The 23,895-nt window shown below is 38.1% G+C and carries 23 protein-coding genes and 1 pseudogene; 23 read left to right on the top strand and 1 reads right to left on the bottom strand.

The genetic code is table 11. The features are described from left to right. Positions 1–67 precede the first annotated feature (67 nt). The 21 genes and pseudogenes from Q1A86_RS12780 to Q1A86_RS12685 form a co-directional block, all read left to right on the top strand. On the top strand, positions 68–445 hold the full coding sequence (locus Q1A86_RS12780) for a four helix bundle protein (protein ID WP_299807120.1): 378 nt from the start codon (positions 68–70) through the stop codon (positions 443–445). A gap of 66 nt (positions 446–511) precedes the next feature. Further along, a complete protein-coding gene (locus tag Q1A86_RS12775; protein ID WP_299807118.1) occupies positions 512–1,498 on the top strand; it encodes a Wzz/FepE/Etk N-terminal domain-containing protein in 987 nt (328 codons plus the stop codon). A 2-nt stretch (positions 1,499–1,500) separates the two neighbouring features. After that, complete coding sequence (locus Q1A86_RS12770) at positions 1,501–2,490, top strand: exopolysaccharide biosynthesis polyprenyl glycosylphosphotransferase (RefSeq protein WP_299807116.1); 990 nt, start codon at positions 1,501–1,503, stop codon at positions 2,488–2,490. Then, entirely contained in the window at positions 2,491–3,234 is a 744-nt protein-coding gene (locus tag Q1A86_RS12765) for a glycosyltransferase family 2 protein (RefSeq protein ID WP_299807114.1), read from the top strand. A gap of 14 nt (positions 3,235–3,248) precedes the next feature. Next, positions 3,249–4,343 (top strand): dTDP-glucose 4,6-dehydratase, encoded by a 1,095-nt coding sequence (gene rffG / locus Q1A86_RS12760; RefSeq protein ID WP_299807112.1) that lies wholly within the window; start codon positions 3,249–3,251, stop codon positions 4,341–4,343. Further along, positions 4,343–5,212, top strand: a complete 870-nt coding sequence (gene rfbA, locus Q1A86_RS12755) for a glucose-1-phosphate thymidylyltransferase RfbA (RefSeq protein WP_299807110.1) — start codon at positions 4,343–4,345, stop codon at positions 5,210–5,212. Before rffG ends, rfbA begins: the two co-directional genes overlap by 1 nt. 79 nt (positions 5,213–5,291) lie before the next feature. Next, positions 5,292–5,510, top strand: a complete 219-nt coding sequence (locus tag Q1A86_RS12750; RefSeq protein WP_299807108.1) for an acyl carrier protein — start codon at positions 5,292–5,294, stop codon at positions 5,508–5,510. Positions 5,511–5,528: 18 nt separating this feature from the next. Then, the gene (locus Q1A86_RS12745) at positions 5,529–6,536 is read left to right on the top strand and encodes a ketoacyl-ACP synthase III (RefSeq protein ID WP_299807106.1); all 1,008 of its coding nucleotides are present in this window, start codon (positions 5,529–5,531) and stop codon (positions 6,534–6,536) included. After that, the gene (locus Q1A86_RS12740) at positions 6,526–7,284 is read left to right on the top strand and encodes an SDR family NAD(P)-dependent oxidoreductase (protein WP_299807104.1); all 759 of its coding nucleotides are present in this window, start codon (positions 6,526–6,528) and stop codon (positions 7,282–7,284) included. The genes Q1A86_RS12745 and Q1A86_RS12740 overlap by 11 nt, the downstream gene beginning before the upstream one ends. After that, the gene (locus tag Q1A86_RS12735) at positions 7,274–8,317 is read left to right on the top strand and encodes a 3-oxoacyl-ACP synthase III family protein (RefSeq protein ID WP_299807102.1); all 1,044 of its coding nucleotides are present in this window, start codon (positions 7,274–7,276) and stop codon (positions 8,315–8,317) included. Before Q1A86_RS12740 ends, Q1A86_RS12735 begins: the two co-directional genes overlap by 11 nt. Continuing rightward, entirely contained in the window at positions 8,311–8,835 is a 525-nt protein-coding gene (locus Q1A86_RS12730) for a GNAT family N-acetyltransferase (RefSeq protein ID WP_299807100.1), read from the top strand. The genes Q1A86_RS12735 and Q1A86_RS12730 overlap by 7 nt, the downstream gene beginning before the upstream one ends. Further along, positions 8,835–9,995, top strand: coding sequence for a dTDP-4-amino-4,6-dideoxygalactose transaminase (rffA, locus tag Q1A86_RS12725; protein ID WP_299807098.1), 1,161 nt, complete (start codon positions 8,835–8,837; stop codon positions 9,993–9,995). Before Q1A86_RS12730 ends, rffA begins: the two co-directional genes overlap by 1 nt. A gap of 200 nt (positions 9,996–10,195) precedes the next feature. After that, positions 10,196–11,050: a TDP-N-acetylfucosamine:lipid II N-acetylfucosaminyltransferase gene (locus Q1A86_RS12720; RefSeq protein ID WP_299807095.1), complete on the top strand. Its 855-nt coding sequence runs from the start codon at positions 10,196–10,198 to the stop codon at positions 11,048–11,050. 27 nt (positions 11,051–11,077) lie between these two features. Next, the gene (locus Q1A86_RS12715) at positions 11,078–12,514 is read left to right on the top strand and encodes an MOP flippase family protein (protein WP_299807093.1); all 1,437 of its coding nucleotides are present in this window, start codon (positions 11,078–11,080) and stop codon (positions 12,512–12,514) included. Positions 12,515–12,526: 12 nt separating this feature from the next. Beyond that, positions 12,527–13,417, top strand: coding sequence for a glycosyltransferase family 2 protein (locus Q1A86_RS12710; protein ID WP_299807091.1), 891 nt, complete (start codon positions 12,527–12,529; stop codon positions 13,415–13,417). Beyond that, positions 13,414–14,367 carry an EpsG family protein gene (locus Q1A86_RS21205; RefSeq protein ID WP_367277921.1) on the top strand — a complete coding sequence of 318 codons (954 nt, stop codon included), beginning with the start codon at positions 13,414–13,416 and terminating at the stop codon, positions 14,365–14,367. Before Q1A86_RS12710 ends, Q1A86_RS21205 begins: the two co-directional genes overlap by 4 nt. Before the next feature lie 9 nt (positions 14,368–14,376). Further along, positions 14,377–15,567: a glycosyltransferase gene (locus Q1A86_RS12705; RefSeq protein ID WP_299807089.1), complete on the top strand. Its 1,191-nt coding sequence runs from the start codon at positions 14,377–14,379 to the stop codon at positions 15,565–15,567. A 9-nt stretch (positions 15,568–15,576) separates the two neighbouring features. Then, positions 15,577–16,086 carry a hypothetical protein gene (locus Q1A86_RS12700; protein WP_299807087.1) on the top strand — a complete coding sequence of 170 codons (510 nt, stop codon included), beginning with the start codon at positions 15,577–15,579 and terminating at the stop codon, positions 16,084–16,086. A gap of 11 nt (positions 16,087–16,097) precedes the next feature. Next, positions 16,098–17,156: a CapA family protein gene (locus Q1A86_RS12695; protein ID WP_299807085.1), complete on the top strand. Its 1,059-nt coding sequence runs from the start codon at positions 16,098–16,100 to the stop codon at positions 17,154–17,156. Positions 17,157–17,160: 4 nt separating this feature from the next. Then, positions 17,161–18,018 (top strand): ATP-grasp fold amidoligase family protein, encoded by an 858-nt coding sequence (locus Q1A86_RS12690; protein ID WP_299807083.1) that lies wholly within the window; start codon positions 17,161–17,163, stop codon positions 18,016–18,018. A 249-nt stretch (positions 18,019–18,267) separates the two neighbouring features. Next, positions 18,268–18,822 (top strand): annotated as a pseudogene (locus Q1A86_RS12685) (dTDP-glucose 4,6-dehydratase); the annotation flags it as partial. Between the two features lie 307 nt (positions 18,823–19,129). On the opposite strand, the gene Q1A86_RS12680 reads toward Q1A86_RS12685, so the two are convergent. Further along, positions 19,130–20,593: an MBL fold metallo-hydrolase RNA specificity domain-containing protein gene (locus Q1A86_RS12680; RefSeq protein WP_299807081.1), complete on the bottom strand. Its 1,464-nt coding sequence runs from the start codon at positions 20,591–20,593 to the stop codon at positions 19,130–19,132. A gap of 478 nt (positions 20,594–21,071) precedes the next feature. On the opposite strand from Q1A86_RS12680, the gene Q1A86_RS12675 reads away from it, so the two are divergent. Continuing rightward, entirely contained in the window at positions 21,072–22,238 is a 1,167-nt protein-coding gene (locus Q1A86_RS12675) for a nucleotide sugar dehydrogenase (protein ID WP_299807079.1), read from the top strand. Positions 22,239–22,767: 529 nt separating this feature from the next. Further along, positions 22,768–23,778 carry an NAD-dependent epimerase gene (locus Q1A86_RS12670; protein WP_299807077.1) on the top strand — a complete coding sequence of 337 codons (1,011 nt, stop codon included), beginning with the start codon at positions 22,768–22,770 and terminating at the stop codon, positions 23,776–23,778. Positions 23,779–23,895: the final 117 nt, after the last annotated feature.

Here is a 23,895-nt window from a genome sequence, read left to right as displayed (position 1 = left end):
GACGTTCTCGCCGTGACAAAGTCACGACCTAGAAGCGCAGCGCTCTGCCAAAGCTAAGGAGTAGCTAATGAGATTTGAACAACTGGATGTTTGGAAGAGAGCTTCAAGACTGGCTTGCGATATATATAAAGCGACAGAAACAATACAAAACTGGGGCTTTAAAGATCAAATAACGCGCTCGGGCTTATCAGTTCCTTCGAATATAGGCGAAGGTGAAGAGCGAGAAACCAACAAAGAGAAAGTACGTTTTTTGTATTATGCAAAAGGCTCACTCGGAGAGTTGGTTACCCAGTTATACATTGGAATTGAAATCGGCTACCTAAATAAGCAGTCTTCGATGGATATGATAAAAGAAGCTAAAGAGCTAGCTAAAATCATAGGTTCTCTTATTAAAAATATGGAATCACAGATCAAAGAAGAAAACGCTGATTACAAAATTGACTAACAGCCTTTATAGCAGCGTAGCGCTCTATCCGCGAAGCGTCCTAGAATCTAGAATCTGAAGAATATAATGAATAAAGACATACAACAAACCAACACTGACGCACAGTTCCCACATATGAACTCCGTTCATAGCCCGCAAGACGACGAAATCGATCTTCGCGAACTCTTCTCTGTCATCTGGCAGGGCAAATGGCTCATCATCGCCATTACAGCAGTCTTCGCCATTGGCTCCGTTATTTTTGCTTTAATGCAGCCTAACATCTATAAATCTGAAGCATTACTTGCCCCCGCAAGTGAAGAACAAGGCGGTGGACTTAGTGCACTAGCTAGCCAGTTCGGTGGCTTAGCAAGTATGGCGGGCATAAACCTTGGAGGAGGTGGCGGCGTTGATAAAACTCAAATGGCCATTGAGGTGATGAAGTCACGCCAGTTTACCAGTCAGTTTATCCACAAGCATAATATTCTTCCTGACTTGATGGCAGCAGAGAAGTGGGTTATGGCAACTAATACAGTTGTGTACGATAACGAATTGTATAACTCGGAAACTAAAGTCTGGCTACGCGAAACTCAGGCACCATTTAAGCCAGAACCTTCAATGCAAGAAGCTTTCAATGTGTTCAAAGACATTATTAAAGTTAATTCTGCTAAAGATACAGGGATGGTTACAGTCTCAGTTGAGCATCTATCACCACATATAGCTCAGCAGTGGGTAAACTGGTTAGTCGAAGATATTAATAAGGTGATGAAAGAACGTGATGTTGCCGAAGCCATTCGCAGTAGCGAGTTCTTAAATAAGCAAATCGCAATGACAAACGTCGCCGATATTCGCTCGATTCTTTACAAACTAATCGAAGAGCAGGCAAAAACGATTATGTTTGCAGAGGTTCGGGACGAATATGTTTTCAAAACTATCGATCCTGCCATAGTTGCTGAAAGCCCTTCATTACCTAAAAGAAAGTTGATCTGTGTTTTAGGAACTATTTTAGGTGGCGTTTTGGCAGTGCTTGTCGTACTAATTCGTTATTTTCTACGAAATACTAAAACTGGTTGTTAATTATGAACGTGCATCTAAGTGATAAAGTAGAACAAAAAAAAATAAAAAAAGTTAAAAGTATTGAAACTCGCTTCAAGTCAAAAAAGCAGGTTTTAAGACAAAAAACTATTTATGTTTATTGCCCAAAAGATCGTGAAGAAAGCATTGGAAGATTGGTTGAAGACTACTCTTTTGACATGGTTGTTAACGATTATTTGATTGATGACTTAGGCTGTAAGGTTATCTGCCATTATGAAAGCGCTCATTTAACAAAAGAAGAAAGGCAGTTTTTAGTAAAAGCTACTGAGCTAGGCGCTTGGACTGAACCCTTGGTTAGTTACCTCGATTCTCGGTTAGGTTATACTGAAGTCAAATTGCTTCGAAGTGGATACTTTTTACATCAAAAAGCATTTTCTATTTTATCGACGAAGAGAACTCAATTAGCTAAAAGAACAGTTGATATTATATCTGCAATTCTACTTACTATCATTGCATTACCAGTTGCAATTATTACTGCGATAGCTATAAAACTTGAGAGCTCAGGACCTGTGTTTTATAAACAGAAACGCACAGGACAGTATAATGATGAGTTCTCTGTTATTAAGTTTCGCTCGATGCGAAGTGATGCTGAACAGAGTGGTGCACAATGGGCAACTCAAAATGATACTCGTGTAACTAGAGTTGGTAGATTCATAAGAAAGACTCGTATTGATGAACTACCACAGATTATAAATATTTTAAAGGGTGAAATGTCAATTGTAGGTCCAAGACCAGAGCGAGAAGTTTTCATTTCGAATTTAGAAAAAGAAATTCCTTACTATCGGTTTCGTCACGCCGTTAAACCGGGAGTTACTGGATTAGCACAAGTTAGCTATCCGTACGGCGCTTCCACTGAGGATGCAATTTGGAAACATAAGTATGATATTTTTTATATTAAACATCATAGTTTGCTTCTAGACATCAAGATATTGCTTAAGACTGTAAAAGTTGTTTTATTTGGTATGGGACGATAAATGAAACCATTAGTCTCTATTATAATGCCGAGTTACAACTCTGAAAAAACGATTAGTCAGAGTATCGACTCAGTTTTATCGCAAAATTACGAAAATTGGGAACTGTTAATTACTGATGATAATTCTAATGATAAAACCATAAGTATTGTTAATACTTATATCGAAAAAGATAAGCGAATTCGACTATTTATAAATGCTAAAAATCTAGGTGCAGGCGGCTCAAGAAATCGCTCAATTAAAGAAGCTAAGGGAAAATATATAGCTTTTTTAGACTCTGATGACATTTGGTTTAGCAATAAACTTGATGCGCAAATAGAACACATGTTACGCCACAATGTTGCATTGTCATACAGTTGGTATCAAAAGTTTACTGAGTTAGGGGATGGTGGATTTGTAAAGCCCGAATTGACCGTAACTTATCAACAACTACTGTATAGTAATGTCATAGGATGTTTGACGGCCATCTACGATACTGAAAAGTTAGGTAAACGCTATATGCCTTTAATTCGGAAGAGGCAAGATATGGGGTTATGGCTTGACATTTTAAAAGATATTGATGAGGCGGTAGCAGTACCTCAAGTTCTTGCTAAATATCGTGTTGATTCAGGAATGACACAAAATAAATTTAAAGTCTTGAAGTGGCAGTGGCTTTTTTATCGGGATGTAGTAGGGCTTAATTTATTGCAAGCGATAAAATGCTTCGGGATATATTCGTATAAGGGCTTTTTAAAAAGTCGAATTTAAATAGAGTGGTTTAAATGAAAATTCTAGTAACAGGTGGAGCTGGTTTTATTGGCTCTGCAGTAGTTCGTCATATCATTAATAATACAACAGACTGTGTTATTAATGTGGATAAGTTAACTTACGCTGGGAACCTTGAATCACTTGTTAGCGTAGATGAAGAGCCGAGATATGCTTTTGAACAAGTTGATATTTGTGACAGGGCTGAATTAGACAGAGTTTTTTCAAAACATAAACCTGATGCCGTGATGCATCTTGCTGCTGAATCTCATGTAGACCGATCGATAGATGGCCCTGCAGCATTTATTGAGACTAATATTGTTGGTACTTACACGTTGCTTGAGGCTACAAGAGCTTATTGGAGCACTTTGTCTGATGTTAAGAAGTTAGCATTTCGTTTCCACCATATTTCTACGGATGAAGTATATGGTGATCTAGTCGGTACAGATGATTTGTTTACTGAGAGTACATCATACGAGCCATCAAGCCCTTACTCAGCATCGAAAGCATCTTCTGATCACTTAGTACGAGCATGGTTGCGTACTTATGGACTGCCTACAGTTGTGACAAACTGTTCAAATAACTATGGTCCTTACCATTTCCCTGAAAAACTGATCCCATTGATGATCCTAAATGCGCTGGATGGTAAGGCTTTACCAGTGTATGGAAATGGTATGCAAATTCGAGATTGGTTGTTTGTTGAAGATCACGCCCGCGCTTTATATAAAGTAGTAACAGAAGGTGTTGTAGGTGAAACATATAACATTGGTGGTCACAACGAAAAAGCTAACATTGATGTAGTCAAAACCATTTGCTTGCTACTTGAAGAATTAGTGCCTAATAAACCCGAGGGTGTATGCCAGTACCATGATTTAATTACGTACGTGGCTGACCGACCAGGGCATGATGTTCGCTATGCAATCGATGCATCAAAGATCGAGCGTGAATTGGGTTGGAAGCCAGAAGAGACATTTGAATCAGGTATTCGTAAAACTGTTGAATGGTATTTAGATAATAAACAATGGTGGTCGCGTGTTCTTGATGGATCTTATGCTGGTAAGCGTTTAGGTGTATTAGATGAGTCAGCTACTGAGAGCGAGGTTGTAAAATAATGAAAGGAATAATTCTGGCAGGTGGTTCAGGCTCGCGGTTGTACCCTATAACAAAGGGGGTATCTAAGCAGCTTTTACCTGTTTATGATAAGCCTATGATTTACTATCCGCTCTCTGTCTTAATGTTAGCTGGTATCAGGGAGGTGTTAATTATCACTACTCCTGAAGACCAAAGCTCTTTTGAAAGGCTTTTAGGTGATGGTTCTGATTTTGGTCTTACATTGGAATATGCAAGTCAGGAAAAGCCTGATGGCCTAGCGCAAGCCTTTTTGATTGCTGAAGAGTTTATTGGTGAAAGCAGTGTTTGTCTTGCATTAGGAGATAATATCTTTTGGGGGCAAGGTTTTTCACCCATTTTGAAAAAAGCTGCTAATAGAATTAATGGAGCTACGGTATTTGGCTATCAGGTAAATGATCCTGAACGCTTTGGTGTGGTTGAGTTTGATAGTTCATGTAAAGCTATTAGCATTGAAGAAAAGCCAATAGAGCCAAAATCTAACTATGCAGTCACAGGGTTATACTTTTATGATAATCAAGTTGTTGAAATTGCCAAAAAAGTAAAACCCTCGGATAGAGGTGAACTTGAAATAACCAGTATTAATCAAGCTTACTTAGAGCTTGGAGAGCTGAATGTTGAATTATTAGGGCGTGGCTTTGCGTGGCTTGATACTGGCACTTACGAAAGTTTATTGGAGGCGGCTACATTTGTTGAAACAATTGAGAAACGTCAGGGATACAAAATAGCCTGTTTAGAGGAAATCGCATTCAACAACAATTGGTTAAGTAAAAGTCAAATTTTAGATGTTGCTGAGCGACACTCAAAAAATAGCTATGGGCAGTACTTAAAGGCTCTAGCTAATAGTAAGTGATAAATTAGTACAGTCTAGTCTTAGCCTGTGTATTTATAGTAAAAATATATTTTCATAAAAATTGAATTCGGAGATTAAAATGAATAAGCAAGAGCAAGTTTTAGAGATAATTGCAGAAATTTTAGAGTTAGAAACTGAAGAAGTAACGCTTCAAACAGAATTAGATGATGAGAACTGGGATTCACTTGCTGTAGTAACATTTATTTCAGAAATTGATTCTAACTTCGATCAAATAGTTTCTCCATCTGAAGTTACTGATGTAAAAAACGTTTCAGATTTAATTAATTTAGTTAAGTAAAATTTTTAAGGGTTTCGAATGCTCGCTATTAATAATGTATCTATTCAGGGGATCGCAAGCACAGTTCCGAATAAAAAGGTCTGTAACGCTGATTTATCTCAAGTATATGGTGAGAAAGAAACCCTGAAACTCATTTCAAGTATAGGTGTAAATTCTCGTTACGTTGTTGATGATATAACTACCGCTTCAGATCTATGCTTTCATGCAGCTAGAAGATTGATAGCTGAGTTAAATTGGGAATTAGAAGAAATCGGAGCTGTCATCTTTGTTTCTCAGACGCCAGATTATCAATTACCGGCGACAGCATGTATTTTGCAACATAAGCTTGGTATTCCTAACGAAGCAATGGCTTTCGATATTAACTTAGGTTGTTCAGGCTATGTTTATGGATTGAAAGTCGCCTCAAGTCTTGTTAATGCTGGTGTTAAAAAGGTTCTGTTATTAGTTGGTGACACTATTAGTAAAATAGTTAAACCAGGTGATAGAAGTACTGAGTTACTATTTGGTGATGCGGGTAGTGCTACTGCGATTCAATATAAACCAGGTGGAAGTTTGCACTTTGAGATGGGGACTGATGGGGCAGGGTGGGAGAGTATTGTTGCGCGTAATCAAATTCTTTCAAAGGCCAACAGGGGAAGTAATTTAGCTTCTCTGGAAATGAATGGCGGTGAAGTATTCACGTTTACTCTTAAAAGAGTGCCAGCGCTGGTTAACAATTTTCTAAATGAACTTCAATTAGATGCTAAACAAGTTGATGTTTGTATCTATCATCAAGCTAACCATTTTATGCTAAAGCATTTAGCAAAAAAATCCAAATTAGATTCGGAGCAGGTAGCTATTAGTATTGACGAATTTGGTAATACAAGTTGTGCTTCGATTCCTGTAACTCTTTGTTCAAGGCCTCAAAAAAATTATAAAAAGTCATTACTTGTAGGTTTTGGTGTTGGACTTTCCTGGGGAGCTGTAATGGCAGATTTGAGTGATACGCTATTGATACCGGTGGAGGTTATTTCAAATGGTAAATAATATGTTACAGGGCAAGACAATCTTAATAACTGGAGCTTCGTCAGGTATTGGTCGTTCGATAGCTAAATTTTATAGTCAGCAAGGTGCTAAACTTATTATAACTGCTAGAAACCTTGAACGATTAAATGAAACTTTAAATGCTTTAGAGCCTAATGAGCATATTGCCTTGAACGCTGATTTATCATCCGTCGATAGTATAAATCAGCTAATGGATAACATATATCAACAGGTAGGGCCTATAGACGGGTTAGTTCATTGTGCGGGCATAATGAAAACTATTCCATTACAAGCTTTAAAAGAAAATGATTTTGATGATAGTTTTGCTATAAATGTAAAAAGCGCGCAGTTCCTGACTAAGCTGCTTCGAAAGAAAGGTAGATTCAATAGAGATGGTACAAGTGTTGTATTCTTAAGTTCCGTTGCAGCTACTTGTGGCGAGCCTGCCAATACAACGTATGCAGCAAGTAAAGCAGCGCTAGAAGGGCTTTCTAAGTCACTAGCAATGGAACTGGCTAAGTTGAATTTTAGAATAAACTGCCTTGCGCCAGGACTTGTGAAAACTGAAATGATGTTAGATTTTTCCAAGCAATTAACAGAAGAGCAGCTATTTAAGATTGAATCAAAACATCCGCTAGGGCTTGGCGAACCAGAAAATGTTGCACATGCTGCAGCATTTTTAAGTAGTGATTTGTCAAAATGGATAACTGGAACCACGTTGTTTGTTGACGGAGGTTACAGTGCACACTAATCAAGAAACTATAAAAGCATATGTATCAGCCGTATCCTCTTATTTACCAAAAGCTACATTGACTAATGGACAATTAGCTGAAGAGTTTCCTGAGTGGAGCGTCGAAAAAATATATGAAAAAACGGGGATTAATAACCGATATATAGCTGAAGAATATGACACCTGTTCAGGAATGGCTGTAAGTGCAGCTAAAAACCTGTTTGCTAAATATAACATATCTGCTGAAGAGATCGATTATATTTTACTGTGTACTCAAAGTCCTGATCATCTGTTACCTACAACAGCATGTATAGTTCAAAATGAACTTGGAATACCAACATCAGTAGGAGCATTAGACTTTAATTTGGGGTGTTCAGGCTATGTTTATGGTTTAAGCCTAGCTAAAGCATTAATTGAATCTCTTCAAGCTAAAAAAGTACTTTTATTAACTTCAGAGCTCTATTCCCGTTATATAAATAAAAATGATAAAAGCGTTAGAACATTATTTGGAGATGCGGCAACAGCTACATTGGTCGAAGGAAAGTGTTCGAACAAAGACTTGATTCATAGTTTTAAGTTTGGTACCGATGGTTCCGGAGCAAACAATTTAATTGTCCCACATGGCGGTTCCAAAAAACCAATTACGAACGGATCGCATATTGAAGCTGAGGATAAAAGTGGAAATAAGCGTTCACCATGTAACTTGTTTATGGATGGTGCTGAAATATTAACCTTTACTCTTAAAACTGTGCCTAAAAGCATAGCCTCAGTTTTAAAGTCTGCTAACTTAGATTCTGCGCAGGTTGACAGGGTTATTTTCCATCAAGCTAACAAGTTTATGCTCGATAAGTTAAGAAAGAAAACTGGTTTTACAGAAGAGCAGTTTTTACTTTCTTATAAAGACTATGGAAATACAGTTTCTTCAACGATTCCATTGGGAATAGAGAAAGCGATTTCTGATAATCAATTAAAGCAAGATGATAAGCTTTTAGTTTGTGGATTTGGAGTTGGTTACTCTTGGGCTGGTTGTGTTATCGAGTGGACAGAATGTTAATTAGTGGATATGGGATCGAGCTTCACCCTATAAGCGAAGATAATATTGAGCTTTTAAGGCAATGGAGAAACAGTGAGTTTGTACAGCAATTCATGCAGCAAACTGTTCGTATAACTCCTGAAATGCAAAAAAAATGGTTCAACTCTTTAGATAAGGATAGAAACCATTATTTTTTAATTAAAGAAGGTGATACATTTATTGGCTGCTGTAATATAAAAAATATTACAGACGAACATGTTGGCGAGGGTGGCGTTTTTCTCTGTGAAGAAAAATACTTAAACGGAATATCTGCCTCGAAAGCAATTTTTTTAATGTATGAGTGGGCATTTAATTCAGGAATAATCATTGGCGCAAAATCTGAGATTTTATCTAATAATAGAAGAGCTATTAGGTTTAATAAAATGCTTGGGTTTACTGTGGAAAAACATGATCTTGTTTCTTATGGTTATTTAAATAAAGATAGATTTTTTGAACAGTTAACTAAGTTTTCAAGTGTACTTAATTCTAGAGAACAATAATGAATATTCCATTTAATGTACCGCCAGTCGTTGGCAATGAGATTGAACATGTTTCTAAAGCAATATCACAAGGGAAAATGTGTGGTGATGGACCTTATACAAAACTCTGTCAAAAATGGTTTCAAGACAACTTTAAAAGCCCTCTAGTACTGTTAACCCCATCTTGTACTGCATCTTTAGAGATGGCTGCAATATTACTAGATATCAAGGAAGGCGATGAGATTATCATGCCTTCATATACATTCGTATCTACAGCTAATGCATTTGTATTGCGAGGCGCTAAAATTGTTTTTGTTGATATTCGTCCTGATACAATGAATATCGATGAAAAGAAAATTGAAGCAGCCATTACAGATAAGACTAAAGCCATTGTTCCAGTTCATTACGCCGGTATTCCTTGTGAAATGGACGTTATTATGTCGATCGCTGAGCAGTACAACTTATGGGTAATCGAGGATGCTGCTCAGGGGGTAATGTCAACATATAAGGGGCGTGCATTAGGTACAATAGGGCATATAGGTTGTTATTCATTTCACGAAACCAAAAATTATACTTCTGGTGGTGAAGGGGGAGCAACACTTATCAACGCTACTGAATTAATGGAACGAGCTGAAATAGTTAGAGAGAAAGGCACCAACCGTGCTCAGTTTTTTAAAGGACAGATCGACAAGTATACTTGGAGAGACATCGGTTCTAGTTTTTTGATGTCTGATATTCAGGCTGCTTTTTTATTTGCACAGTTAGAAAAAGCGGATGAGATAAATAGTAAACGCCTTGCTATTTGGAACAAATATTATGATTCATTAGAGCCTCTTGTGGTTGATGGTGTTTTCGAGTTGCCCATGATTACAAATTCTGATATGAAACATAATGCTCATATGTTTTATGTGAAATTAAGAGATATTGAAGTAAGAACAAAATTTATTGAAAAAATGAAAGAGCTCGAAGTCATTACTCCCTTTCACTATCTTCCATTGCATTCTTGTCATGCCGGTTTACTCTACGGAAATTTTGTTGGGGACGACGTATACACAACAATAGAAAGCGAGCGTTTGGTCAGACTGCCTTTATATTATAACATGTCCGAAGATGCTATTAATAAAGTTATAGCTAGCGTTAAGCAGGTCTTGTTGGAAATATTAAATGAGGTCGAGAATTGAAAAAGATTTTGCACGTCGCTGTAAATGATAAGTTTATAACGCCTTACATTGATTTTGTTAATGATAATTTCGAACCCAATTTGCATTCTTTTTTTATTTATGGGAATTCGAAAATATATTCATGGTCAAAATGCAATAATGTAGAGAATCATAAAGATTCGAAATTTAAACCGTTGCTTTATGCAAGGCTGTTATTGTTGATGATAAAGAGTGATAAGATTATATTTCATGGTCTTTTTGACAATAAATTAATCTTTTTACTGTTTTTTAACCAATATCTTTTGAGTAAGTGCCACTGGGCCATCTGGGGGGGCGACCTTTACTCCAAAGTAAGTCGCTCGGCTAAGTTTTACTTATTGAAAGATTTTGTAAAAAAAAGAGTCATTAAAAAAATCAAATACCTGATTACTTATGTTAATGGCGATGTGCAATTTGCTCGAGAATGGTATGGGGCGACAGGTACACAACAAAGTTGCATCGGATACCTAAGCAATGTTTATAAAGAACAGAGTTTAAGTTCCGATGAGGCTGCTAGAAAGAGTGATGTTGTTACAATTCAGGTTGGCAACTCTGCAGATCTCAGTAACGCTCACTTAGAGGTTTTTAATATTTTAAAGAGTCTTGAGAAGCAGGATTTTACCATTAGGTGTCCGTTATCTTATGGTTCTGAAGAGTACGCTGATGAAGTAGAGACTGTTGGCTATTCAATTTTTAAAGACCGATTTTATCCTAGTCGTAAGTTTTTACCGTTAAATGAATATCAACTGCAGCAGCAGCAAATTGATATCGGAGTTTTTAACCATAACCGTCAACAAGGAATGGGAAATATAATTTCATTAATTGGTATGGGGAAAAAAGTGTATCTTCGTAAAGATACAACTCATTGGTTTTTTTTCTGTGAAATTGACGTTAAGGTTTTTGATATTACAGAACTTAATTTGGAGCCTATAGAAGAAACTGTGGCAAAAAATAACATAGAAAATATTAAAAGCTATTTTAGTGTTAATAACCTAATTAAACAGTGGGATGATATTTTCTCGAGTGCCTGTCGGTAGCGGTTAAATTAAAATTGCAAGAGTTGAATGTTGAACACTATTAAAGCTAAAACAGTAAGCGGTGTTAAATGGACTTCGTTGTCTATGATTATTACCGTCGTGATGTTATTTATACAAATGGCTGTACTTGGTCGCTACCTAACTCCAGAGGAGTTTGGTGTGATGGCTATTTTAATGCTAATTATTGGGTTCTCTGATATTTTTAGCCAATTCGGACTGAGTGAGGCAATAATCCAAGAGCAAAGTACTTCTCGGATCTCATTGTCGAGTTTATATTGGTTAAATTTACTTTTTGGAGTTGCTGTATATTTTGTTGTTAATTCGCTTTCTCTTGTGTACGCCGCTCTTCATTCAAGTGAAATCTTTACAGAATACGTACCTTATGTAACATTGTCCTTTTTGATTCTTCCTCTTTCATCACAATTTAAGACTTTATTTCAAAAGCAACTAAAATTTAAAGTTTTAGCTGTATCTGAAATTGTAAGTGTTTTAGTAGGTGTTTGTTTTGCAATCTTCTACGCGATAGAATTTAAGGATGTCTGGGCCTTAATATATGGGTATTTAATTAGGTGCACATTAAACTCGTTATTTGTTTTTATCGTTGGGTTAAGGAGTGGCTTGGCTCCTAGGGTTGAATTTTCATTAAGCTCCGTAAAACCCTATATGAATTTTGGTTTGAATTTATTCATATCTAATGTTATGAATTTTTTCAATTCAAGGGTTGACCAGTTATTGATTGGTTCAATTCTCGGTGTTACTGCTTTAGGGTATTATAGTATGGCTTTTAACTTGGTTATTCAGCCTATAATTAAACTTAACCCGGTGTTAACCAAAGTCGCATTCCCAATATTAGCCAAGCTTAAAGCAACTCCGGATGGTTTAAAAGATGGATATCTAAAGCTTATGAAAGGGGTGTTATTTTTAAATACTCCTCTATTAATTGGGCTGTCAATCTTTGCACCGACTGTTATCCCAATGTTTATTGGAGAAAAGTGGACCCCATCTGTCGAAATTGTTCAGATACTAGCTTTCTATGCACTGATTCGTTCCAGCGGTAATGCTGGCGGTAGTATGGTTCTTGCCGCAGGGAAAGCAAATTTATTGATGCGTTGGAATTTATGGATGTTTATTTTTCAACCTGTTGTTATTTATGCTGTAGCAAGCTTTGGAACAGTGGTGGATGTAGCCATTGCGCTTGTATTTATTCAGCTTGTATCAATTTTTATTTGGTATCATAAAATTGTTGTAAAGCTTATTGGTAACTGTTTTATTGAGTACGCTTCATGCTTTCTCTTTCCTTTATTGGCCTCTCTACCAATGTATTTGATTAACCTATTTATTACTTCGAGTTTTACTTCGTTAAATCATATAAGTTTATCTATTATCTCAATTTTCATATGTGGGATTTGTTATTTGTGTTTAATGTTGTATTTTGAAAAAACAACTAAATTATTTAAAGGCTAGTTGGTGATGCATTTGAGTTCAGGTTTAATTAGTGTTGTTATCCCCTTTTTTTCTAAGGTTAGTGGTCGATTGAAGCAATCCGTTATGAGTGCTCTTCAGCAACAGGGGGTAAATGTAGAGGTTATTGTTGTTGATGATTGTTCACCACTTAGTGCCGCTTCTGAACTAGAGGGCCTGCAGGACCCTAGATTGAGAGTTATTCGCCATTCTAAGAATAGTAATGGTGGGATTGCCAGAAATACCGGTGTTGATAATGCGAATGGTAAATTTATAGCATTTTTAGATTATGATGATGTTTGGTATCAAGATAAGCTCGTTAAACAGTTAGCGTTACACCTTAAAAGTCTCAATCAGTATGCACATCCGGTGATTTACTCAAAATGTAGAATCGTAGAGGGAGAACATAGCTTTATCCGTCCACGTCGTGCCATTTGTTCTAATGAGTCGGTTGGAGATTATTTATTTATTCATAAAGAGATCATCCAAACAAGTGGTATATTCTTGAGTAGGGAGACCGCTAGCCTAGTCAAATTCGATGATTTAAAGCGTCATCAGGATTATCAGTATTGTCTTGCACTAGAATCCGTTGGGGCGGAGTTTGTATTGCTGGAAGATATTGCTTATGATTTTGTTCAGGTTCCAAAGTTAAATGATTATACCTTTTCATTATATTGGCTTAAACAATATAGAGGCTTCTTAAGTGATAGAGCTATAAACTCCTTTAAGGTTCTAGTCATTCTTAGGTCTATGGTTGCTAATAGGCATTTTGCTAAAGCCTTTAAGTTTACATTGGAAAACCGAATTTACAGAGACTTTTTTAAAATTTGTTTGATAAACTTTATTAAGGCTGCATTTCCGAGTGGTTTAGTTCTCCTTATAAAGAATAGGAAGGATGGAAAGTGAGATTTCGAGTAACCAAAGCAGGTGTTATTTATTTGACAGTTTTGTTTTTTGTCATGCCAGTGTTATTCTATTTTGTTAATTTCGACAGATCTCTCAATCTCGATTATTTAAACTATAAAGTAAATTATGAATCAAATTGGAAGCAGTTCGAATTTGGCTTTAGTTTTATAGAGTCTGGATTTCAAAGCTTTAATATTGAATTTGACTATTTTTGGATTTTTATAATATTTCTAGAACTTTTTCTTATATCTTTGCTGTACAATAATTATGCCGTGTTGCTTTTGGCTTTCCCTAATTTGATTTATTTGTCACAGGGGATGCTAGGCACTCAAATTCGGTTTGGACTCGCAGTCCTTATTTCCTTGGTTATATTCAAGTATTCTTATAGGAAGTGGTGGTACTATCTGGCTTCATTAGCAAGTATCTTGTTTCATAATGCTATTTTGGTGTTGTTTGCACTTTCTTCTTATTTAAAGTTTTCGTTTTCACATCAGTTCAGAATTCTACACAAAAAGAACTTCAATGCTTTTATTTTAGTTGCTATAGGATTCTTTTTCATAAGTTTTGCTGTAAGCGCTATCCTTTCCCAAATGGGCTACTATTACTATGTAGGAACGAAATATCAGGAGGGGCGGTCGCTAGCTGCGATACTTTACCTTATAGGCTCGTTATTTTTTTTGTTGGTTTTGCTTTTTAATAAGAATTTAAGTGGCAGGTATGCGGAGTTTGTATATCTAGGGTTGTTAATTACTATTTTTAGTCTTATTTTTAATCAGTCCTCCATTATATCAGGGCGTTATAGTTTAGTTTATTTGTTAGTTGAACCCTTTATTTTATATTCCTTTTGTTATTCATTGTGTCGGAAAGGAAATTTATTTTATTTGCTTTTGTTTTTGTTTTTTTTATTGTTTAGCTTGTCTAAATTCGTTTCTTTAAATCTATATTTCTGAGTGGTAATAATGAAAATCACTGCTTTTGTTGGTGAAACTTTTGAAAGTTTTAACCAAAATTATCATGCAAAACCCACTTCCGCAGCTTTTCTGCAAGAATGTGTTGGTATCGATAATGTATATGTTGCATCTTCTGCAACTCCTTCAAGCGGACTCGAGCCTCAAGGTATTAGTACAGTTGTTGCTGATGACCACTTTTACCCTTTTCCCCACTATACATCTACTAAAGATTTCGTGCTAAAGACTTTATTTAAGAAAGGTTTTTACAAGAGCTATGTTTCGCTTTCAGAAGACGTTATTCGCAAACATGAAGGTGAGTTTTTCTGGATAAGGACGCCTTCAATAGGCAGTATTGTCTTTGGTTTAACCGTATTAAGGTTAGATCAGAAACTATTGCATCACATGTGTGCCGATGCATCAAATACCTGGAAAGATAATAAATATAAGGGCTTTAACAAAGTCTTGGCTTTTTGCTTTTCAAAGGTATTAAGGTTTAAGCTTAAAGAAATTTGCAGACATCAGAATACGATAAATCTCTGTACAGGAGATGTATTAGAGAGGTTTAGTAAAACTTATTCGCCGAATCAGACGTTTCAGTTTGTTGATGTGATGATTGAAGCTCCTATCAATGCACTTCAGCTTAAGCCTCGATTTGTAAAACAGGGGGATGTTATAAACCTCTTATTTGTAGGCCGAGTGGTTGACGATAAAGGTGTTTTTGATTTAATTGATGCCGTGTCAAGGCTAAACGGGCGTGTAAAAGCAACTATTGTTGGCGATGGTCCTGACTTGTCGAAAGCAAAGCGCGTTGTCAATGAAAGAAAACTTGACTCGCAGGTTGTATTTTTAGGACAACTGCCTCATAAACAACTCAATCAGTTGTATGAAGATACGGACTTAGTCGTTGTCCCTTCCAATAATAATTACGAGGGATTCCCTAGGGTTATTATGGAGGCTTGGTCAAACCTAAAGCCAGTTATTGTATCTAATGTTGGTGGTGTAAACGCTTTTGTGAAAGAAGGTGTTAACGGTTTTATTTTTGAACCGGGTAATGTTGATGCTTTAACGGGAATTATCGCCTCTGTAGTGACAGATGTTGGTGTACTGTCTGAGCTGGAGGACGGCGTTCGAGAGATGTCGATTATTTCTAATAAAGAGTATTGGGTTAAGCAAGTTTTAGACATTATTGAGACTAATTAGGTAAGAACTATGAAACATAAAATATCACTACTTTATTCATGGTTTGTTTGGGCAACAACTTTCTTTTTCCCCGATATTCCGTTGGTCATGAGGTTTAGGGGCTTTTTGTATGGATTTACAATGGCCAAAACTGGGCGAAATTTTCAAGTATCTTCAGGGGCGAAACTTTACTGCTTATATAATTTAAGTTGTGGGAACGATGTGTATATAGCTACAAATGTAGTTATTAATGCATGTGACGTTATAGAACTAGAGGATGAAGTTATGATCGGTATTGGCAGTGTCTTAATTTCTGGTAACCATAGTCTGCTAAATGATAGTTATCGTTTTGGTTCTCCTGTGAGAGCACCAATTAAAATTAAATGCGGAAGTTGGGTTGCAGGTAATGTTTTAGTCACTGCTGGAGCACAGCTTCCTTCTTCAAGCTTGTTAGCTGGCGGTTCTGTTCTTAATAGTGCGTTTGTCGACCCAGGCATCTATGGTGGTGTCCCCGCTAAACTTATTAAATTAAAAAATTAGAGTTGAACTATATGGAAGTATCATTTGTTGGAGACGTTAGCTTTACTGGTAATTTTGCAGAAAACTTAAATTTAAAAAAAGATATCATTTCTAGTGAGTTAGTCAGCTTTTTAGGCGAATCTTCTTATGCGGTAGTCAATTTAGAAGGACCTTGTACTACGTTACCATCGCAGCGGAAAGATGTGGAAGTATTAAGTCCTCCAGCTGCTTTAGATTATTTGAAGCAAATAAATGTTAGCCATGTAAGCCTTGCGAACAATCATATATTTGATTGTGGCAAGATAGGCCTAAAACATACGGTCAACCAAGCATCTGAATCTGGTTTGACAGTACTTGGTTTAACTGATGATATCGCATACGGATTTGAAATAATTGAAGGTTCTGATTTAAAAATTGGAATGATTTCAATTTGTCAAAGTTATAAAAACATGGGGGAAGACTGCAAGGCTTCTGTAAATATATATGACGAGGTGAAATTTAAAGCGTTTATTTCAGAGGTTAAATCTAAAGTAGACTGGATTGTAGTAAACTACCATGGTGGTGAAGAATATACCATTTACCCATGGCCTAGTAGAAGACGTTTTCTCCATAGTTTACTTAATATGGGAGCCAGCATAATCGTTTGTCATCACTCTCATACAGTGCAACCTTATGAGAAGGTGGGAAACGATAAGTTTATTTTTTACTCTTTGGGGAACTTTGTTTTTGATTTGGAAAATCATAAAAACAAATCATTTCTGAATGACTCGGTCATCTTAAAGATTAAATTTAAACAGAAGTCTTTAAGTGTAAGCTTTATTCCCGTCCTTATAAATCCTAAAACAGGAACAGTTATTAAGGCAGATAAAGACTTAGGTCATTTTTATTTATTAAACGATAGACAATATCAACGTTCTAAGTGGAATGCGGAGTGTGCTAGAGTTTTTAGTGAAAGAAATAGAGTAAGTGCTCATACATCTAGTGCTTCATCTAGTTTTAAACTGCTAAATAAAATTCGAACCGTATTGTTTAACGCAGAGTTTCGTGCTGTTATCGTTGGTTATATTTTGAATAAGTTTTCTTCAAGGTAGTATTATGAATTTATTTGTTTTTTTTGCGAAACTTCTCCCTTTAACAATTAGGCTAAAGGCATACTATTTGTTAAAGCATAGAAGTTTTCTTGATCTTAAACATCCAAAAAAGTATAGCGAAAAGCTGCAAGTTAGAAAGTTAAATATGCTTCCTGAGTACTCAAGTTTATCAGATAAGTATGCTGTTAGAGAATTTGTGGAACGGAAGCTAGGTAACGAAAATTTAATTCCTCTTCTCGGTGTCTATAACAGTGTAAGTGATATCGATTTTGATGTTTTACCTAACGCATTTGTCGCTAAAACCAATTTCGGAAGTGGTGAGGAACATATTCAAATTGTTAAGGACAAAGCAACAATCAATCGACATGAGTTTGTTGAAAAGTTTGAGAAGGCCCTCGGCTCAAGCTATAAAGGTTCGATTTTAGGTGAGACTCAGTATGATGCTATCCCCAAAAAAATCATCATTGAAGAGTTTATAGATAGTGACGGCGTAGATATTGAGGATTTCAAATTCCATATATTTAACGGCAAAGATGGTTTTTTGCAAATCGATTTTGATCGTTTCAGCGATCATAGAAGAAATCTGTATTCACTTTCTTTTGAACAACTTCCTTTTGACTTGTTATATAAAAGTGGCGGGTACAAACTGCCAGAACTGGAAAGTCTAAATAAGTTGAAACAAGCTGCATTAGTTTTAGCTGAAGGTTTTGATTATGTTAGAGTCGATTTGTATTTAGTTAAAGGTCAAGTCCTTTTCGGTGAGATGACTTTTACACCTGGCAATGGCTTTGAAAGTTTTTCCTCCATTGATGCCGATGTCTTATTTGGTGATATGTGGGTACAGCCAAAAATTATTTTGTAACCAACTTTTCTCAACAAATAAGCCCGCAGCTTGAATTTAATGATGACACAGATAAAGTGAGTATATCTGTAAGTCTTTGTTAGTATTTGTAAAGGCGAGTGGTAGCAGTATCATTTTTATTCCCTACGTATAGCTAAGACTACAAGAGTTGGTCGATGTGAGGACGCTAATTTGCATCAAGGATGATGAAAGTGTCCCTGCTTACCTATTGTAACTGCCCTTTCGGCTACAGTGAAAGTAATGAATGGTGCTTGGCATAGAACCTATGGTTTACCAGTTGTCGTGACAAATTGCTCTAATAATTATGGTCCTTTGCAGCATGCCGAGAAGTTAATTCCACAAACGATAAGTAATGCATTATCAGGCAAGGGGATCCCAATATACTGTAACGGTTTACAAGTGAGGGATTGGTTATTCGTGGATGACCATGTTCGAGCTCTCTATACCGTTTTGACTGAAGGCAAAATTGGTCAAACCTATAATATCGGTGGCAGTTGTGAAAAACGCAATATCGACGTGGTTAATACGATCTGCGAGTTATTAGAAGAGTTAGCCCCTGCCAATCTAAATTCATTTACAAGTAACTGTAATCAAATAGGGTTTAAAAGCTTAATTAGTTATGTAGCCGATAGACCAGGGCATGACGTTCGCTACGCTATCGACTCAAGTAAGATTCAGAATGAGTTGGGTTGGAGGCCGATGGAGACGTTTGAGTCAGGCTTAAGAAAAACGGTAGAGTGGTATATAAAGGCGGCGGAAATGGCTATGACGGTACAGGCTGAGAAGGTACTAGGTTCTAGGTAAAAAGCTAAGAAGGTCCTAGGTTAAAGCAAAGACGGAAAAGCGGAACGGCCTGCTGCCTTCAGAACGCTTCGCTGACGGTTAAGTGCCGATAAAAGCTGCAAGGTCAAAGACCACGCTGTTTTGTTTTTGATTACCTAGCAGACTGAAGGACGTCCTCGAAGTGAAGCGTCCTAGAACCTTACTTTTAAAGTAGGTCGGCATTTATGCCGTCAATTCTAGTGGCCTTTTGGGTATATGATGGACTAAAGTCCAACCTACAAAATCAAAAAATTAGTTGTTATTTTGCCACAAAAGTAAAGGAGCAACTCTAGCCTGTTGGAATCATTATTTCGCATTCCGGCATTAGCTGGCGGTATTTATCTGCTAACGTTTGTTTGGCTTCGGCGTCGCCGTGGACTATGCGGATGTGCTTGGGCTTATGTTTTATGTTTTTAACAAAATTAATTAGATCCTGTTGGTCTGCATGGGCTGAATAGCCGCTTATGGTACGAACTCCTGCCCTAATATCGATTCTCTCCCCTTCTAGATATACGTAGCCTCCCGTTGGTCCATATGTCTGTATATCCCGTCCAGTCGTTCCTTCTGCTTGGTAACCCACAAATAAAATATCTGCTGTTGATTCAGGTAAAAAGCGCTGTAGATAGTTAATGACTCGGCCGCCAGTACACATGCCACTAGCCGCAATCACAATTGCAGGCTTTTGCCTGCTTGAAAGATAGTTGACGACCGCTAGGTGATCTTGGTGGCTATCTATGGTGTAAAGCTGACTAAAATCGAGCGGGTGTCGTTGCTGCGCTAATACGGCTTTGGCCTCAGAATCCCACAAGCTTTTATATTCTATGTATTGCTCAGTAAAGTTGGCAGCCATGGGGGAATCTATAATAATCTCTATGCTCTTCCACATGGGGTCGTGCTGTTGATTAAAGATAATTTGCTCTAATTCATACAGTAATTCTTGGGTTCGGCCTATGCTAAAGGCTGGAATGAGTACGACGCCGTTGTCACTAACTGATTTTTCGATGACTTGGCGTAAGCTTTCGGCTCTATGTTCACGATTAAGGTGGTTTTTATTGCCATAGGTTGACTCAATCACTAAGGTGTCGGCACGAAATGGGCTTTTCGGGCTTGGCAGTAATGGGGTGTTGCTTGCGCCTAAGTCGCCAGAAAAAACGACAAGGTGGCTGTCATTATTGTTTATTGCGTCAGCGTCATGACAGTTGTGGCTATTATCGGAACCTGCGATTTTATTAGTTAGTGATGGGTTACTCAGCTCTATTTCAACATAGGCTGAGCCAAGAATATGTCCCGCGATGTTAAACCGCGCTTTGGCTTGTTTAAATCCACTCTCACTATTATTCACATCCAGAGTAAACCATTGCCCATAATCAATAGGCTTAATTAACTGCTGTAAGCGTTTTAAATATAAACTAATTAATTGCTGATTTCTGGTGACGCCGACCTTTAGTGCATCCTCTATGACTAATGGTAGTAATTCGGTAGTGGCCTTTGTCGCGTATATAGGTCCATCGAAACCTGCTGCCAATAGATATGGGATCCTGCCCACATGGTCAATGTGGCAGTGAGTGATAATTAGTGAGGTTATATGGGTTAAGTCAAATTCTATTTTGAGCTGCTCTGCAGCGGTTTTGCCTGCTGTTTCAGCTCCTTGAAACAGCCCGCAATCAATAAGAATACTTGATTGCTCATTAATATCTAACTGATGGCATGAGCCTGTAACACCATCAACAGCACCATGATGAATGATTTGCATGTTCGACTTCCTTATCGTTGTTATTAAGCGTAGATGCTAGAGCTTGGCTTCGCCAAGGCTAGAGCGTCGCTATGCTCCTGCTAGATTCTATACGATCTAAAAGTTAAAGCTAAGACGATTAAAGCCGGTCAAGCTGAGACGGATAAGCGGAACGGCCGGTGGCCTTACGGTATACGGAACGTTCGCAGGCTCACTCACGGAACGCTGCGCTGACGGTTAAAAGCAGAAAAGAGCTGCAAGGTTGAAGGCAACGCTGTTTTACTTTTGATTTCCTCGGAGCGAAGCGTCCTAGTTCCTAGAACCTTGTTTATTCAGTGAGCTCGCGAACGCCCTATAACCTAGGGCCTTGTATATTCAGACCGTCCTCGAAGTGTCCTAGGATCTAGTTCCTTCATAGCGGTAAAAATGTGAGCCTAAAACAAGACTTTTTGCTTGTTGAATGCTATTTTACGCGGATATTTTTTTTTAAGGTTTAAAGATGAAAATTGCTATAGCAGGGACAGGCTATGTCGGCTTGTCAAACGCGGTATTGTTGGCGCAAAAGAACACCGTTATGGCTGTTGATATTGTTGCTGAAAAAGTAGAGATGATTAACCAAGGTCGATCACCTATAGCAGATGCTGAGATAGAAGATTATCTGAGTAACCATAAGCTTGATTTAACAGCTACATTAAATAAACAGTTAGCATATCAAGATGCTGATTATGTGGTTATTGCAACACCAACCGATTACGACACAGAGACTAATTATTTCAACACTGCATCGGTTGAGGCAGTCATTCAAGATGTGTTAGCCATTAACCCGAACGCGGTTATGATTATTAAATCTACTGTGCCAGTTGGCTATACCGAATCTGTTAAACGAAAATTTGATACTCAGAATATTATTTTCTCACCTGAATTTTTAAGGGAAGGCCGCGCGCTTTACGACAACCTGCACCCTTCACGCATCATCATCGGTGAGCGCTCTGAGCGTGCAAAAGTGTTCGCTAATTTACTTAGCGATGCCGCAGTCAAGCAGAATATTGATATTCTTTATACTGACTCGACAGAAGCCGAAGCGGTTAAGCTTTTCTCTAATACCTACCTTGCAATGCGGGTGGCTTACTTTAACGAGCTAGACAGTTATGCGGAGTCCCATGGTCTTGATTCTCGCCAGATCATTGAAGGTGTAGGCTTAGACCCGCGTATAGGTAGCCATTATAACAATCCGTCTTTTGGCTACGGTGGTTACTGCTTGCCGAAAGACACTAAGCAGCTTCGTGCTAATTATGCTGATGTACCTAATAGCCTGATCAGTGCAATTGTTGATGCTAACTCAACCCGTAAAGACTTTATTGCCGACTCAATTATTAAGAAGCAGCCTAAAGTCGTGGGTATATACCGCCTAATTATGAAGTCTGGCTCTGATAACTTCCGTGCCTCATCTATTCAGGGCATTATGAAGCGCATAAAAGCTAAGGGTATTGAGGTTGTAGTATTTGAACCTGTACTTAATGAAGCTGAGTTCTTTAACTCGCGTGTAATACAAGATCTGAATGAATTTAAACAGCTCTCAGATGTCATAGTTTCAAACCGTATGGTAGATGAGCTTGCAGATGTAGCCGGAAAAGTTTATACCCGAGATCTGTTTGGTTCGGATTGATGAAAAGCTAAGAAGGGCGCTGCGCTTCTAGGATGTTAGGGCGTGGCTTCGCCACTTCTAGGACGTGACTTCGTCACTGCGAGAGCGTCGCGTTGCGACCTTTAGATGCTATAAAAGCAAAGACGGTACAAGCTGAGACGGAAAAGCTGAACGGCCTTCGGCCTAACGGTTGACGGAACGCTGCACTGACGGTGAAAGGCTTAGGTTCTAGGTTCTAGGAAAGGCTGGTCCTAGGTACAAGCTGAGACGGAAAAGCGGAACGGCCTGTGGCCTACGGTTGACGGAACGCTGCGCTGACGGTGAAGGGCTAAGAAGGGCTTAGATCCTAGGTTCTAGGTACTGGCTAAGATGGTTAAATCTCAGAAGAGCCGGAAGCAGCTAAGACGAATATGCAGAAGTTAGAAGAGAATAGAAAGGTTACTGGTGGCGCTTCTGGGCATTTGACTTTCCTAGCAGGCGGAGGCCGTCCTAGGAGTGAGCTCGTGAACGCCCTAGAACCTAGCATCCTTCTTTAACAAAAGAGAATTTTATGAAATATTTAGTAACTGGTGCAGCAGGCTTTATCGGCTCTAAAGTTAGTGAATACTTAAGTTCTATAGGTCATGAGGTAATTGGCATCGATAATATTAACGATTATTATGATGTTAACTTAAAATTAGACCGTCTTAAAAATTTGGAGCCACAGGCTCTTTTTTCATTTAAGAAGTTAGACTTAGCAGACAGAGAAGGCATTGCTGCACTGTTTGCCGAGCAAGGCTTCGATAGAGTGATCCACTTGGCTGCTCAAGCCGGTGTTCGCTACTCTATTGATAACCCAATGGCCTATGCCGATAGTAACCTAGTGGGGCACTTGACCATTCTAGAGGGGTGTCGTCACCATAAGATCCAGCATCTGGTCTACGCGTCATCGAGCTCTGTTTATGGTCTAAATTCAAAAATGCCATTCTCTACTGACGACAGTGTGGATCATCCAATTTCATTGTATGCAGCGACTAAGAAAGCCAATGAGTTGATGTCACACACTTATTCTCATCTTTATGGTGTGCCAACGACTGGACTACGCTTTTTTACCGTTTATGGTCCTTGGGGACGCCCTGATATGGCGCTGCTTAAGTTCACCAATAAAATCGTGAAAGGCGAGGCTATCGATGTTTATAACCATGGTAATTTGAGCCGCGACTTTACCTATATTGATGATATTGTCGAAGGCATCATTCGTATTCAAGACAGTGTGCCTGTTGCTAACGCTCAGTGGAAAGCTGAGGAGGCAACACCTGCAACTAGCTCTGCACCTTACCGTGTGTTCAACATCGGTAATGGTAGTCCAGTTAAGTTGATGGATTATATTTCTGCGCTTGAAAAATCATTTGGCATCGAAGCCATTAAAAATATGATGGATATGCAACCTGGTGACGTGCATTCAACCTGGGCTGATACTGAAGATCTATTCAAAACAGTTGGTTATAAGCCACAAACGAGCGTTGAAGAGGGCGTACAGAAGTTTGTTGAGTGGTATAAAGAGTATTACATGAAGGGCTAAGAAGGGCGCTGCGCTTCTAGGGCGTGACTTCGCCACTTCTAGGGCGCTGCGCTTCTAGGGCGTGACTTCGCCACTTCTAGGGCGCTGCGCTTCTAGGGCGTGACTTCGCCACTTCTA

Origin of the sequence: uncultured Shewanella sp., assembly GCF_947497935.1 — a bacterium.
In the GTDB taxonomy this organism is placed as follows: Bacteria; Pseudomonadota; Gammaproteobacteria; order Enterobacterales; family Shewanellaceae; genus Shewanella.
This window is presented reverse-complemented; position numbering and strand designations above follow the sequence as displayed.

Bases quoted from the DNA above. Each gene is read 5' to 3' on its own strand.
- Q1A86_RS12695 (WP_299807085.1), top strand. From the start codon at position 16,098: ATGGAAGTATCATTTGTTGGAGACGTTAGCTTTACTGGTAATTTTGCA.
- Q1A86_RS12720 (WP_299807095.1), top strand. From the start codon at position 10,196: ATGATAAAGAGTGATAAGATTATATTTCATGGTCTTTTTGACAATAAA.
- Q1A86_RS12775 (WP_299807118.1), top strand. From the start codon at position 512: ATGAATAAAGACATACAACAAACCAACACTGACGCACAGTTCCCACAT.
- Q1A86_RS12750 (WP_299807108.1), top strand. From the start codon at position 5,292: ATGAATAAGCAAGAGCAAGTTTTAGAGATAATTGCAGAAATTTTAGAG.
- Q1A86_RS12670 (WP_299807077.1), top strand. From the start codon at position 22,768: ATGAAATATTTAGTAACTGGTGCAGCAGGCTTTATCGGCTCTAAAGTT.
- Q1A86_RS12715 (WP_299807093.1), top strand. From the start codon at position 11,078: ATGTTGAACACTATTAAAGCTAAAACAGTAAGCGGTGTTAAATGGACT.
- Q1A86_RS12700 (WP_299807087.1), top strand. From the start codon at position 15,577: ATGAAACATAAAATATCACTACTTTATTCATGGTTTGTTTGGGCAACA.
- Q1A86_RS12680 (WP_299807081.1), bottom strand. From the start codon at position 20,593: ATGCAAATCATTCATCATGGTGCTGTTGATGGTGTTACAGGCTCATGC.
- Q1A86_RS12765 (WP_299807114.1), top strand. From the start codon at position 2,491: ATGAAACCATTAGTCTCTATTATAATGCCGAGTTACAACTCTGAAAAA.
- Q1A86_RS12780 (WP_299807120.1), top strand. From the start codon at position 68: ATGAGATTTGAACAACTGGATGTTTGGAAGAGAGCTTCAAGACTGGCT.
- Q1A86_RS12740 (WP_299807104.1), top strand. From the start codon at position 6,526: ATGGTAAATAATATGTTACAGGGCAAGACAATCTTAATAACTGGAGCT.
- rffG (WP_299807112.1), top strand. From the start codon at position 3,249: ATGAAAATTCTAGTAACAGGTGGAGCTGGTTTTATTGGCTCTGCAGTA.
- rffA (WP_299807098.1), top strand. From the start codon at position 8,835: ATGAATATTCCATTTAATGTACCGCCAGTCGTTGGCAATGAGATTGAA.
- Q1A86_RS12730 (WP_299807100.1), top strand. From the start codon at position 8,311: ATGTTAATTAGTGGATATGGGATCGAGCTTCACCCTATAAGCGAAGAT.
- Q1A86_RS12745 (WP_299807106.1), top strand. From the start codon at position 5,529: ATGCTCGCTATTAATAATGTATCTATTCAGGGGATCGCAAGCACAGTT.
- rfbA (WP_299807110.1), top strand. From the start codon at position 4,343: ATGAAAGGAATAATTCTGGCAGGTGGTTCAGGCTCGCGGTTGTACCCT.
- Q1A86_RS12770 (WP_299807116.1), top strand. From the start codon at position 1,501: ATGAACGTGCATCTAAGTGATAAAGTAGAACAAAAAAAAATAAAAAAA.
- Q1A86_RS12705 (WP_299807089.1), top strand. From the start codon at position 14,377: ATGAAAATCACTGCTTTTGTTGGTGAAACTTTTGAAAGTTTTAACCAA.
- Q1A86_RS12690 (WP_299807083.1), top strand. From the start codon at position 17,161: ATGAATTTATTTGTTTTTTTTGCGAAACTTCTCCCTTTAACAATTAGG.
- Q1A86_RS12675 (WP_299807079.1), top strand. From the start codon at position 21,072: ATGAAAATTGCTATAGCAGGGACAGGCTATGTCGGCTTGTCAAACGCG.